The organism is Cognatiyoonia sediminum (genome assembly GCF_900129845.1).
Lineage (GTDB): Bacteria > Pseudomonadota > Alphaproteobacteria > Rhodobacterales > Rhodobacteraceae > Cognatiyoonia > Cognatiyoonia sediminum.
In genome coordinates this window covers 43,566-56,000 of the sequence record NZ_FQXB01000006.1, presented here as the reverse complement: position 1 = coordinate 56,000, position 12,435 = coordinate 43,566, and the positions used below count along the sequence as shown (strand labels likewise).

The following is a 12,435-nucleotide window of genomic DNA, read 5'->3' as shown; positions in this document are numbered from 1 at the left end:
GTTGTAGTCGCTTTGCGGGTTGGGATTGTTCTGTTAAGGATAATCTAACTTGTCGGTGAGAGACTGCGAATACTGGATGATCAAATGCCCACCGTCATAATTTATTCTCTCAATGCGGACCCGTTAGGGGCGACGGACGTGACCGTTACCGGGTCATTCACTGTTGATGTGATCGACGATGACCCAAATCTAGAAGGAAACGATGCGACCGGTCCGCAATTAGACGTCAGCGGTATTCCATTTTTTATTGGGGACTCCACGAACTTCCAAGTATTCGAGACCTATTCTGGGGACGTTGGCGGTGTGCCGGTCACCTTTACGTTGGTCCAGTGGCAGTTCACCCCGTACATGATCTTGACCGAAGGGGCGGTGGATGTCGGTGAGACTATTGAGAACACCAACAATAGTATTATCCCTGCCCCTCCTGATCCTTTGGAGGATTTGCCGGATTACGTTTGTTTTGCCGACGGCACCCTCATTGACACGCCAAACGGCCCCAAGCCAGTGGAGGCGCTGGAGGTTGGTGATTTGGTGCTGACGGCCAGCGGCCTACCGAAACCAATCACATGGATCGGACGCAGGCGTTTGGATTCGGACGCGCTTACACAAAAACCGCACCTCCGCCCCATTGAATTTGAGGCAGACGCCCTTGGTCCTGGTCGTCCGTCCAAAACAGTAAGGCTCTCTCCGCAGCACCGCGTGGCGGTAACCTCCGAAATGTGTCAGGTTTACTTTGGGAATGCCGATGTTTTTGCAAGTGCTAAGTCATTGGTGGAAAATAAAAAAATAACGATTGATGAGGATATCCGTACGGTCACCTATCATCATATCCTGCTTGATCAGCATGACTTGATCTCATCGTCCGACCTTTGGGTGGAAACGCTGTTCTTGGGGGATGCAACAGTTGAGATGCTGCCCCGTTGGACGCTCGCGACGTTGCAAAGGCTGTCCAAAAGCCGTTCGGGTGTGCCCTTCACCAAGTTGGAAACGGCTCTGCCGGTTCTGAAGTCTTATGAGGTTGATGTCGTTCGCGATAGTCTATCACCTTACGAACCGGCGGTAGCGCCATCGGTGGGTGCCGCCAAATAGCTAACTTCGCAGTTTAATGTTGCGAAAACCTGGTCAGACGCGGATTTTCATCAAAACAACCAAAGTTTGTTCTTTTCTGAACATATTTTTTAGTTTAATGCGTTCAACATTGAACAAAATTTGAGTTTTGACGTGGCACCAGATCTGATCACTGATGAGGAAGAGACGCTTTTTCGTCTGCTTCGGCAAGTGAACATTGCCCCCGAAGCGTCGCAACGCGCGTCGGCTGCCGCCATAGCTATCTCGCTTGGTCGGTTCAATACTTTGCTGAAAACTGCGATTTCTGATGGCTACATCAAAGTTGGCAAAAGCGACAGCGCCGACAAGCGCAAGCGTGACGCTTACGTTCTGACAACTAAGGGAGCGGCGGAGCGTCTTCGCCTGACCGATCGCTTCCTTGCCCGTAAATTTCAAGAATATGATGCGCTGCATGCCGAATTGACCGGCGTAAGTAGCGGTTATGTGCCCCCCAACCAAAGGACAACCCTGATGCAAGACAATCTTGCCCCTATTCCAGAGCTTTATGTCTCTTACGACAGCGCCCAGAAAATGAAGATGGACGCTGCAGACCTTGTCAGCCATGATCTGACGCCGCGCCAGATTTGCGACCTTGAATTGCTGATGAACGGTGGGTTCAACCCACTGAAAGGGTTCCTCACGGAAGTGGATTACAACAGTGTCGTGGACACGATGCGCCTGACAACCGGTGAGTTGTGGCCGATGCCGATCACGCTGGACGTCAGCAAAGACTTTGCCGACAGCATTGAACTAGGTCAGGATATTGCGTTGCGTGACCAAGAGGGCGTGATCCTTGGCACAATGACGGTGACGGATCGTTGGACCCCGAACAAATCCCATGAAGCCGAGAAGGTTTTTGGCGCGGATGACAGCGCCCACCCTGCAGTGAACTATCTGCACAACCAAGCGGGCGAGATTTATTTAGGCGGGCCGATTACCGGTATTCAACAGCCCGTTCACTACGATTTCCGCGCCCGTCGCGACACGCCGAACGAATTGCGCGCCTATTTCCGCAAGCTTGGATGGCGCAAAGTTGTGGCGTTCCAGACCCGCAACCCTTTGCACCGCGCCCACCAAGAGCTCACGTTCCGCGCAGCGAAAGAAGCGCAGGCGAACCTTTTGATCCACCCTGTTGTCGGCATGACGAAACCCGGCGATATTGATCACTTCACCCGTGTGCGCTGTTATGAGGCGGTTTTGGATCAGTATCCTGCGTCCACCACCTCGATGAGCCTTTTGAATCTGGCGATGCGTATGGCTGGTCCTCGCGAAGCGGTTTGGCACGGGTTAATCCGCAAGAACCACGGCTGCACGCATTTCATCGTGGGCCGCGATCATGCTGGACCGGGCAAGAACTCTGCCGGTGAGGATTTCTATGGCCCCTATGATGCGCAGGATTTGTTCCGTGAACATCAGGAGGAAATCGGCATCGAAATGGTCGACTTTAAGCACATGGTGTATGTGCAAGAGCGCGCCCAATATGAACCTGCCGATGAGATCAAGGATAAGGACAGTGTCACGATCCTGAATATCTCTGGTACGGAATTGCGCCGCCGGTTGGCCGAAGGTTTGGAAATTCCCGAATGGTTCAGCTTCCCGCAGGTGGTGGAAGAACTGCGGAAGTCTCGCCCGCCACGTGCGAAGCAAGGGTTTACTGTGTTCTTCACCGGTTTCTCTGGCTCCGGCAAATCCACCATTGCCAATGCTTTGATGGTGAAACTGATGGAGATGGGCGGGCGTCCGGTCACATTGCTGGATGGCGATATTGTGCGGAAGAACTTGTCGTCTGAGCTTGGATTTTCGAAAGAGCACCGCGATCTGAACATTCGTCGGATCGGCTATGTCGCATCCGAGATCACCAAGAACGGCGGGATCGCGATTTGTGCGCCGATTGCGCCTTATGCTACGACCCGTCGGGCTGTGCGCGAAGATATTGAAGCCTTTGGTGCCTTTGTTGAGGTGCATGTTGCAACGTCCATCGAGGAATGTGAGCGTCGGGATCGCAAGGGGCTCTACAAGCTCGCCCGTGAGGGGAAGATCAAAGAGTTTACAGGGATTTCAGACCCTTATGATGTGCCTGAAAACCCTGAGCTGAGCGTTGAGACAGAGAATGTCGAAGTCGACAACTGCGCGCATCAGGTCATTCTGAAGCTGGAAAGCATGGGGCTGATCACAGCCTAAGAGCCTGAACCAAGCAAAAGAAAAGCCCGGCACATCGTGTCGGGCTTTGTCGTTGAAATGGAATGGCGTTTTGTGGGCGGCTGCAGTAGGGACATCGCATGGATCACCTGACGCTTACCCCTACCCTTGCCACGACGATCTTTGTGATAACCTGCTTTTGCGGGTTTCAATACCGGCGCGTTTGGAAGGCTGAGGGACCGCGATACCAATATTGGGTATACGGCTGCATCGCCGCTGCAGGACTGCTAACCTTGGGTTTTGTTCCGCTGGACGTGAGTTAAGCGTCTGCGTCCAAACCTGCGCGTTCGAGCATCTTACGTGCACGCGGGCATTGCAGCCGTTCGCGCAGCGGTGAATCTGGATCGATCTCTTTATTGCAGACAAGGCATTCGTTGCCTTCACCGATGGCATTCAGACCTCCGCAGCTGCCCTTGATCCGCTTGTCCATGAATATCACGCCCACAGCCATGCCGAGCATGACTAAGAGGAGGATGGAGAAGGTCAGGGCAAAGGTGGCCATGGCAATCCTTGCGGGTTACGCGGTCAATTGATCAAAGGCCGCGCTGGTTTCGGTCTTGAACTGCAGGTTCGCTGCCGCCGGATCGCGTTCAACAAACTGCACGGCAATGCCTTGCCGATCAGCAATGGCGATGCCCTGTTCGCGACCCAATATAAGCATTGCCGTGGACCATGCATCTGCCAACATCGCATTTTCTGCCAGAACCGTCGCAGAGGCCGTTGTATGATCGACGGGGCGACCGGTTGTTGGGTCGATCAGATGCGAAAAGCGCTGACCGTCAACTTCGAAGTAGTTTCGGTAGTCGCCGGATGATGCCATGCCCATATTGGAGACTCCAACGACGTTTAGAATACCGCGGTTGGTTGGGTTCGGTGTCTCGATGCCGATCTGCCACGGCAGTCCGTCAGGGTTGCGACCGGCGGCATAGAGATCGCCACCAATTTCGACCAAATAGTCAGTGATTCCAAAGCTTTCGAGCGCACGGCCGACTTTGTCAGCACCAAATCCCTTGCCGATGCCAGCCAAATAGACCTGCGCGTCAGAGCGTTTCTTCTGCGCTGAGCCGTTATCGATATGAAGTGTGTTTTCATGACCAGAGCGGGCCATTGCTTGCTGGAGGAGTGCATCGGTCGGCACGGATTTTTCACCATTTGCACCGAAGCCCCAAAGCTCGATCAGCGGGCCAATGGTCGTGTCAAAACGGCCAGCGCTGACTGCGTTTACGTCAGCCGCAGCGGACATCACTTCTGCGAGATCGGGTGAGAAATTGACCTCTGAAGTGCCAGATTGCGCGTTGAAGCGGGAAATTTCTGAGCCCGAATCCCAGTTGGACATGGATGCATTCACATCAGCCAGGGCAGAAGAAATTGCAGCCTCAATCGGTTGGCGTTCAAGCGATCCATTGTGGTCGATAGCCACAACCTTGTAGGATGTCCCCATAGAAAGCCCAAGGAATTCCATGACTTGCGCGCGCGGGTTACAGGCGGCAAGGGCCAAAGGCATAACAAGGAATGTACGGCGAGTGAAAGTGATGGGAGTACTCACAACGTGCCCTTTCTTTCGAAAATCTGGCGTCTGGTAGTCGAATCTTCGCGCGTTCTTCAAGTGTTTTATGGACATTTCTGAAAAAAACACTAGCAGAGAGTAAAAGGAGGTTTCGCCCACCTCCATAAGGGAATAGTACGCCGACGACAAACGCAAACCGAGGTTTGAATCGTGAAGCAATTTACGCTCCGCAAAGGCTTGGACTTACCAATTACTGGCGCGCCACGACAAGAAGTGGGCCCGTCCGAACCCGTCTCAAGCGTCGCAGTTTTGGGAGATGACTACATCGATCTAAAACCCCGGGTGGTGGTTTCGGAAGGTGATCAAGTCGTCGCAGGCTCTCCCGTTTTCTTTGACAAGAACATGCCGGAGGCTAAGGTGGTTTCGCCTGTGTCCGGTCGGGTCCGCGCGGTAAACCGTGGGGCGAGACGTAAGTTGGTTAGCGTGGTGATCGACGTTGATCAGAAACCGGCCAAACCGTTGGATTTCTCATCTGTCGGAGATGCGTCGACGCGCGATGGACTTGTCGAGCGTTTGTGCGCGGCAGGTGTTTGGACATCTTTCCGGACGCGCCCTTATTCTAAAGTACCCGCACCTGATAGCACGCCGGTCGCGATTTATGTGACAGCGCTGGATACGGAGCCTTTGGCCGCTGATCCAAGCCTTGCGATTAACGAAAATGCCGAAGCCTTTGCGAAGGGATTGGAAACCGTTTCGATGCTGACCGAAGGCAAGACATACCTTTGCCAAGGCAACGATACCACCCTGCCAGGTCATGAAGTCGAAGGGGTGGAAGCTGTTGGCTTTGCGGGCCCGCATCCAGCAGGCCTTGCTGGCACGCATATGCATTTCCTTGAACCGCCGCTGGCTGAGAAGTTTGTTTGGACCATCGGTTATCAAGATGTGATCGTAATTGGCCGATTGATTTTGACCGGAACCTATGATGCGTCGTGCATTGTCAGCCTCGGCGGGCCGATGTGCAAAGATCCACGGTTGGTGCGGACGGTCGCTGGGGCGTCGGTCACTGATCTGGTGGCGCAAGATGTGCCAACAGACACTCCGATCCGAATGATATCAGGCTCCGTTCTCAGCGGACGCGCCGCCGAGGGCGATGCCGCCTACTTGGGCCGATACGCACGGCAGATCACGCTTATTGAAGAAGACAAAAAGCAAATTCCGCTTGGATGGGTCCGTGCGATGCCGTCCAAATATGCAGCGCAACCTGTTTTGGGCTCCGCCTTTTCGAAGAAACTGTTTCCGTTGACCTCCAATCTGAACGGTGGACGTCGGGCGATGGTGCCTTTGGGAACGTTTGAAGGGCTGATGCCGCAAGATTTTCTGCCGACGCAATTGCTTCGTGCGCTTCTGGTGATGGACACGGATCAGGCGCAATTGTTGGGGGCTTTAGAGCTGGATGAAGAAGACCTCGGATTGGTCGGCTTTGCCTGCCCTGCAAAATATGAATACGGCATGGCGCTGCGCGACTGCCTGACCAAGATCGAGAAGGAGGGCTAAGCGATGGGCCTGCGTAACTTCTTTGACCGGATCGAGCCGCACTTCGAAAAAGGTGGTAAGTGGGAGAAATACTTCCCGCTCTATGAAATGGTGGAAAGCTTTGCCTTCACGCCAAAGACGGTGACCACCGCCGCGCCTCATGCGCGCAGCTACATCGATATGAAGCGGATCATGACCTATGTGGTTCTAGCAACGATCCCTTGTATCCTGATGGCGCTCTATAACACGGGATATCAGACGAACCTCGCGATTGCGGAGTTCGGACCTTCGGGTTGGCGGGCATCCATCATCGAGTTCCTGCGCATCGGCTTTAACCCTGCCAACCCATTTGCGAACATGATGCACGGTTTGATGTATTTCCTGCCGATTTACATCACGACTTTGGTCGCGGGTGGTATCTGTGAGGTTATCTTTGCGACTGTACGCAAGCACGAAGTCAACGAAGGTTTCCTTGTCACTTCGATGCTTTACACCTTGATTTTGCCTGCAACGACGCCGCTTTGGCAGGTTGCATTAGGCATCATCTTTGGCGTGATCATCGGGAAAGAAGTCTTTGGTGGTACGGGCAAAAACTTCCTGAACCCTGCACTGACCGGCCGCGCGTTCCTTTATTTTGCCTATCCTGCGCAATTGTCTGGTGACAGTGTTTGGGTTCCAGTGGACGGGTTCACGGGTGCAACCGCGCTTGCCGTTACTGCTGCAGATGGCGTTCAAGAACTTGCGGCACATGGGATCACGTGGTGGGACAGTTTCCTTGGGTTTATTCCGGGGTCACTTGGCGAGACGTCAACTGTTGCAGCGCTTCTTGGATTGGCATTCCTACTGATGACCAAGATCGCCAACTACCGCATGGTGGTCGGGTGTCTTGGTGGGATGATTGGTTTCTCTCTTCTATTGAATTGGATTGGGTCTGACACCAATCCGATGTTCGCGATGCCGTGGTATTGGCACCTTGTGCTGGGCGGATATGCCTTTGGGCTGGTTTTTATGGTGACCGAGCCTGTGTCCGGATCGCACACGAATTTGGGCCGTTACATCTACGGTGCGTTGATCGGTTTCATGGTTGTGATGATCCGTGTGATTAACCCCGCCTTCCCTGAGGGCATGATGCTTGCGATCTTGTTCGGAAACGTATTTGCGCCGCTTATCGACTACTTTGTCGTTCAGGCCAACATCAAGCGGAGGGCTAAGCGTCATGTCTGACGAACAACAGCAAGATGCCTCCAAGGGCCCAATCGGTCGCTTCCTAGCACAACCCGCAGACTCCATTTCCAAGACCATCTTTGTGGCGGTCGCCGTTTGCCTTGTGGCATCGATGGTCGTATCGGCGGCTGCGGTTGCCTTGCGTCCGCTGCAAGAAGTGAACGCTCTCAAAGACAAGCAGATCAACATTTTGCAAGTCGCTGGTGTTTACGACCCCGAAGAAGACGTGGTTGAGGCCTTTGCAGCCTTTGAACCACATGTACTTGAACTGGCGACGGGTGAATTTACCGACGCATTCGATGCAACAACGTTCGACGACCGCGCTGCTGCTGATGACCCGGAGCTTTCCGTTGAATTGGAAGACGATCCAGCAGGTATTGGCCGCCAAAGCAAATTCGTAACGGTTTATTTGCTGCGCGATGAGGCCGGATCAATCGATAAGGTGGTTTTGCCAATTTACGGCTATGGTCTGTGGTCGACCCTCTACGGCTACATCGCGCTGGAGAACAACGGAAACGATATCTACGGTTTGCAGTTCTATGAGCACGGCGAAACGCCCGGGCTAGGTGCGGAGGTCGACAATCCGCTCTGGAAAGCCCAATGGAACGGCAAAAAGCTCGAAGACGAAGACGAGATCTTGCAGATCAATGTATCCAAAGCAGTGACGCCTGCAGGCCCTGACTATCATGTTGATGCCCTTGCTGGCGCGACGCTGACAAGTGATGGTGTACACAATCTTGTTAATTTCTGGATGGGAGAAGCTGGGTTTAGTCTTTTCCTAGATAATCTCAAAGCGGGGAATGTGTAATGGCCCATAAGCGTAGAGAAATGCTGGTCGATCCCTTGGTCGACAACAACCCGATCACCTTGCAAGTTCTGGGCATTTGTTCGGCGCTTGCGGTGACCTCTTCGATGCAAGTGGCCTTGGTCATGACCATCGCGGTGACGTTTGTGACGGCCTTTGCGTCGATGTTCATCTCGATCATTCGCAACCACATTCCGGGATCAATCCGGATCATCGTGCAGATGGTGATTATCGCGTCTTTGGTGATCTTGGTGGACCAAATCCTCAAAGCCTATGCGTTTGAGATTTCGAAGACCTTGTCTGTCTTCGTTGGCCTGATCATCACCAACTGTATCGTGATGGGTCGAGCCGAAGCCTTTGCGATGAAGAACCCACCAATTGATAGCTTTATCGATGGGGTTGGAAACGGGTTGGGCTATGGGCTGATCCTGATGTTGGTCGGCTTTATCCGAGAGCTCTTTGGCTCTGGCAGCCTGTTTGGCGTCACAATCTTTGAAACTGTCAACAACGGTGGCTGGTACGTGCCCAATGGAATGCTACTTCTGCCGCCGTCCGCGTTCTTTATCATCGGGCTGATCATCTGGGCGTTCCGCGCGTGGAAACCGGCTCAGGTAGAAGAGCGTGAATACAAAATTCAAACGGTGGATGCGCACTGATGGAAGGTTATCTAGCCCTTGCCGTAAAGGCGATCTTTGTTGAGAACCTCGCACTGGCCTTCTTTTTGGGCATGTGTACGTTCATCGCTGTATCCAAGAAAATCTCTACCGCTATTGGGTTGGGGATTTCGGTGATGATTGTGCAGGCGATCACTGTGCCTGCAAACAATCTGATCCTGAACTATCTGCTGGCCCCAGGTGCCTTGGCGTGGGCTGGTTTCCCTGATGTTGACCTGACCTTCCTGGGCTTGATCTCCTACATCGGGGTGATCGCAGCGCTGGTTCAGATCCTAGAGATGGTTTTGGATAAATACTTCCCTCCGCTCTACAACGCTTTGGGCGTGTTCCTACCGCTGATTACGGTGAACTGCGCGATCCTTGGTGGGTCGCTGTTCATGGTTGAGCGCGGCTATGATTTTGGCGAAAGCGTCACTTATGGTCTGTCGTCTGGGTTCGGCTGGGCCTTGGCGATCACCGCGATGGCAGGAGTGCGCGAAAAGCTGAAGTATTCTGACATTCCCGATGGTCTTCAGGGCCTCGGCATTACGTTTATCACCGCTGGCCTGATGGCCATGGCGTTCATGTCCTTCTCTGGCGTGAAACTGTAAGAGGCACTTGATATGGAAACCTTTGGGTTAGGCATCATTCTCTTCACATTGATCGTTCTGGCTTTGGTGACGATCATCCTCGCCGCGCGGTCGCGGTTGGTGTCATCGGGCAACGTGAACATCACGATCAATGGTGAGAAAACCATCTCGGTGCCCGCGGGTGGCAAGCTGTTGCAAACATTGGCGGAACAGAAGCTGTTCGTACCGTCAGCCTGTGGTGGTGGTGGAACCTGTGCGCAGTGCCGTGTGAAAATCCATTCTGGCGGTGGGTCGATCTTGCCGACGGAAGAAGGCCATATCACCAAACGCGATGCTGCCGGTGGGGACCGCTTGTCGTGTCAGGTCGCCGTAAAGCAGGACATGGAAGTCGAAGTGCCCGAAGAGGTGTTCGGCGTGAAGAAGTGGGAATGCACCGTGCGTTCCAACGAAAACGTGGCGACCTTCATCAAAAACTTGGTTCTCGAGTTGCCAGAAGGCGAAGACGTGAACTTCCGCGCCGGTGGTTATATCCAGATTGAAGCGCCTGCGCATTCGCTCAAGTACACCGATTTTGATGTTCAGGAAGAATACCGAGAGGACTGGGACAGGTTTAACTTGTGGCAGTATGACTCCACGGTGCCAGAGCCGATTGAGCGCGCTTATTCCATGGCGAACTACCCCGATGAAAAGGGGTTGATCATGTTGAATGTACGCGTGGCCTCGCCTCCTCCGGGATCAACTGGCATTCCGGCTGGGCAGATGTCCTCCTACATCTTCAACCTCAAGCCCGGTGATAAGGTCACGATCTCTGGTCCGTTTGGCGAGTTTTTCGCCCGTGATACGCAGAAAGAAATGGTATTCATCGGTGGTGGCGCAGGCATGGCCCCGATGCGCAGCCACATCTTTGATCAGTTGAAGCGCCTGAAAAACCGCGATCGGAAGATCACGTTCTGGTATGGTGCGCGGTCGAAGAAAGAGATGTTCTTTGTCGAAGATTTCGACGAGTTGGCAGCGGAGTTCCCGAACTTTACATGGCATGTCGCCCTGTCTGACGCGATGCCGGAAGATGATTGGGACGGCTACACTGGCTTCATCCATAACGTGTTGCACGACGAATACCTCAAGGATCATCCAGCCCCTGAGGATTGCGAATTCTATATGTGTGGGCCGCCCATCATGAACTCGTCCTGTATCAACATGTTGGTCGAGCTGGGTGTAGACCGCGAGGACATCATGTTGGACGATTTTGGGGGTTAAACCCTAATCAAATCCAAACGATAATTGAGCGCCCTTTGTGGCGCTCTTTTTCTTTGGGCGTTGGCCGCGATGGCGGACGCCGCTTTTGCGGCTGCCGTGTTTGTTTTGGATGTGATCCGCTTCGGCGCGAAAGCCGTCGCCTTTGCGCACGGCCCAGATCTTTTCTCGGGCGGCTTTGGCAGCGGCTTTGTGATCGATGATCGGTTCGGGGTAACTGCAGCCAAGGATGTGCCCTGCATCGTCAGACAGCCACGGTTCCTGTAAGATCTTGTCGTCCAGATGCGCAAGCTCCGGCACCCAGCGGCGGGTGAAAGCTCCAGTTGGATCTTGATCGTAACCTTGCTTCACTGGGTTGTAGATGCGGACTGTGTTGATGCCTGTGGTGCCCGATTGCATTTGCACCTGGCTCCAATGGATGCCGGGTTCGTAGTCGGTGAACATCCGCGCCAGCGCCAGCCCCGGATCGCGCCAATGGAGCCAGAGGTGATAGCTGGCTGTCGCCATGACCATCGCGCGCATTCGGAAGTTCAGCCAGCCGGTGGCGCGCAGGCAGCGCATACAAGCGTCGAGAAACGGAAGGCCGGTTTCACCGTTTTCCCACGCGGTCAGGCGGGTTTGATCAGGCTCTGACGGGCGAATGCCGTTGTAAGCAGGATGGAAGTTTTCAAACTCGATCTTTGGATCATCTTCCAGCTTTTGGATGAAATGGCAGTGCCAGTGGAGGCGACCATTGAACGAGGTCATGGATTTGCGCCAACCGCCCGTAGGTGTGGGCGAAGCTATAAGGTCGCGTTGTCGTTGCCATGTGGTTTGCGTAACTTCGCGCATCGAGAGTGTACCCCAAGCAAGGTGTGGCGAGAGGCGCGAGCAGGATGTAGCGCCTTCCAACGGCGACGACATCTCGCTGCGATAGTGTTCGCCTCTTTGGGTCAGAAAGCTTTCCAGGCGTTCGAGGCCATTGGACCGACCACCTAGCTGGCGGTGGGGGCATTGATCAGGCGGAAGCGGCAGGCTGGGGATGACCGCCGGATCATTAGTGACTGGTTTGATGGCTGCGACGGTCTCCACAGGTTCCGCCATGAAACGATCCCACCCATCGGCCCAGCCGTTGCGGCTGGCCAGTTTGCGCTGCACGCCGTGGTTTTGCACCTCATGCCATTGGATACCGTTCGCGCGGCACCATTGTGCTACGCGTTTATCGCGCTGGAAGGTCCAGTCGTTGCCAGTTTCTTCGTGTGACCAAAGATAGGTGATGCCGAAGGTGCGGGCCAGTTCCGCCAGCACGTCGCACACATCGCCAGTATGGATGATCAATGGTTGGCCAAGTTGGGCTAGATCGTCGGCCAGTTCTGTCAGGCTTTCTGCAATGAAGGCCCATTGGCGGGCTGACATATCGGGTTGGGCCCAAAGCTCTGGTTCCACCACGTAAAGCGGCAGGACCGGCCCGCGTTGGGCGGCGCACGCGAGGGCGCGGTTATCCTGAATTCTGAGGTCTCGTTTGAACCAAACGATTTGCATCGACGTCCCCTTCGGCTGACCCAACATCTAGGCCAAAGGGGA

General features: G+C 54.2%; 11 protein-coding genes. 8 read left to right on the top strand and 3 right to left on the bottom strand.

What is annotated here, in order from left to right:
• Window positions 1–84 precede the first annotated feature (84 nt).
• Together BUA85_RS14495 and BUA85_RS14490 are read left to right on the top strand one after the other, a co-directional pair.
• A complete protein-coding gene (locus BUA85_RS14495) occupies window positions 85–1,089 on the top strand; it encodes a Hint domain-containing protein (RefSeq protein WP_072902332.1) in 1,005 nt (334 codons plus the stop codon).
• 132 nt (window positions 1,090–1,221) lie between these two features.
• Window positions 1,222–3,288, top strand: coding sequence for a bifunctional sulfate adenylyltransferase/adenylylsulfate kinase (locus BUA85_RS14490; RefSeq protein ID WP_072902331.1), 2,067 nt, complete (start codon window positions 1,222–1,224; stop codon window positions 3,286–3,288).
• A gap of 277 nt (window positions 3,289–3,565) precedes the next feature.
• On the opposite strand, the gene nqrM is transcribed toward BUA85_RS14490, so the two are convergent.
• Entirely contained in the window at window positions 3,566–3,808 is a 243-nt protein-coding gene (gene nqrM, locus BUA85_RS14480) for a (Na+)-NQR maturation NqrM (protein ID WP_072902328.1), read from the bottom strand.
• 15 nt (window positions 3,809–3,823) lie between these two features.
• On the bottom strand, window positions 3,824–4,852 hold the full coding sequence (locus tag BUA85_RS14475; protein WP_072902535.1) for an FAD:protein FMN transferase: 1,029 nt from the start codon (window positions 4,850–4,852) through the stop codon (window positions 3,824–3,826).
• A 171-nt stretch (window positions 4,853–5,023) separates the two neighbouring features.
• Here BUA85_RS14475 and BUA85_RS14470 point away from each other — a divergent pair, with 171 nt between their 5' ends.
• The 6 genes from BUA85_RS14470 to nqrF are packed head-to-tail and all read left to right on the top strand — an operon-like array spanning window position 5,024 to window position 10,875.
• A complete protein-coding gene (locus BUA85_RS14470; protein ID WP_072902326.1) occupies window positions 5,024–6,367 on the top strand; it encodes a Na(+)-translocating NADH-quinone reductase subunit A in 1,344 nt (447 codons plus the stop codon).
• Window positions 6,368–6,370: 3 nt separating this feature from the next.
• Window positions 6,371–7,570 (top strand): NADH:ubiquinone reductase (Na(+)-transporting) subunit B, encoded by a 1,200-nt coding sequence (locus tag BUA85_RS14465; RefSeq protein ID WP_072902325.1) that lies wholly within the window; start codon window positions 6,371–6,373, stop codon window positions 7,568–7,570.
• The gene (locus BUA85_RS14460; RefSeq protein WP_072902323.1) at window positions 7,563–8,378 is read left to right on the top strand and encodes a Na(+)-translocating NADH-quinone reductase subunit C; all 816 of its coding nucleotides are present in this window, start codon (window positions 7,563–7,565) and stop codon (window positions 8,376–8,378) included. The genes BUA85_RS14465 and BUA85_RS14460 overlap by 8 nt, the downstream gene beginning before the upstream one ends.
• On the top strand, window positions 8,378–9,031 hold the full coding sequence (locus BUA85_RS14455; RefSeq protein WP_072902321.1) for an NADH:ubiquinone reductase (Na(+)-transporting) subunit D: 654 nt from the start codon (window positions 8,378–8,380) through the stop codon (window positions 9,029–9,031). Before BUA85_RS14460 ends, BUA85_RS14455 begins: the two co-directional genes overlap by 1 nt.
• The gene (gene nqrE, locus BUA85_RS14450) at window positions 9,031–9,639 is read left to right on the top strand and encodes an NADH:ubiquinone reductase (Na(+)-transporting) subunit E (RefSeq protein WP_072902319.1); all 609 of its coding nucleotides are present in this window, start codon (window positions 9,031–9,033) and stop codon (window positions 9,637–9,639) included. The genes BUA85_RS14455 and nqrE overlap by 1 nt, the downstream gene beginning before the upstream one ends.
• Before the next feature lie 12 nt (window positions 9,640–9,651).
• A complete protein-coding gene (gene nqrF, locus BUA85_RS14445) occupies window positions 9,652–10,875 on the top strand; it encodes an NADH:ubiquinone reductase (Na(+)-transporting) subunit F (protein WP_072902317.1) in 1,224 nt (407 codons plus the stop codon).
• A 3-nt stretch (window positions 10,876–10,878) separates the two neighbouring features.
• Here the strand turns inward: nqrF and BUA85_RS14440 are convergent, their stop codons facing one another.
• Window positions 10,879–12,393: an FAD-binding domain-containing protein gene (locus BUA85_RS14440; protein WP_072902533.1), complete on the bottom strand. Its 1,515-nt coding sequence runs from the start codon at window positions 12,391–12,393 to the stop codon at window positions 10,879–10,881.
• Window positions 12,394–12,435: the final 42 nt, after the last annotated feature.

Coding starts and splice junctions, on each gene's coding strand:
- nqrM (WP_072902328.1), bottom strand. CDS start 3,808: ATGGCCACCTTTGCCCTGACCTTCTCCATCCTCCTCTTAGTCATGCTC.
- BUA85_RS14440 (WP_072902533.1), bottom strand. CDS start 12,393: ATGCAAATCGTTTGGTTCAAACGAGACCTCAGAATTCAGGATAACCGC.
- BUA85_RS14460 (WP_072902323.1), top strand. CDS start 7,563: ATGTCTGACGAACAACAGCAAGATGCCTCCAAGGGCCCAATCGGTCGC.
- BUA85_RS14455 (WP_072902321.1), top strand. CDS start 8,378: ATGGCCCATAAGCGTAGAGAAATGCTGGTCGATCCCTTGGTCGACAAC.
- BUA85_RS14465 (WP_072902325.1), top strand. CDS start 6,371: ATGGGCCTGCGTAACTTCTTTGACCGGATCGAGCCGCACTTCGAAAAA.
- nqrF (WP_072902317.1), top strand. CDS start 9,652: ATGGAAACCTTTGGGTTAGGCATCATTCTCTTCACATTGATCGTTCTG.
- nqrE (WP_072902319.1), top strand. CDS start 9,031: ATGGAAGGTTATCTAGCCCTTGCCGTAAAGGCGATCTTTGTTGAGAAC.
- BUA85_RS14495 (WP_072902332.1), top strand. CDS start 85: ATGCCCACCGTCATAATTTATTCTCTCAATGCGGACCCGTTAGGGGCG.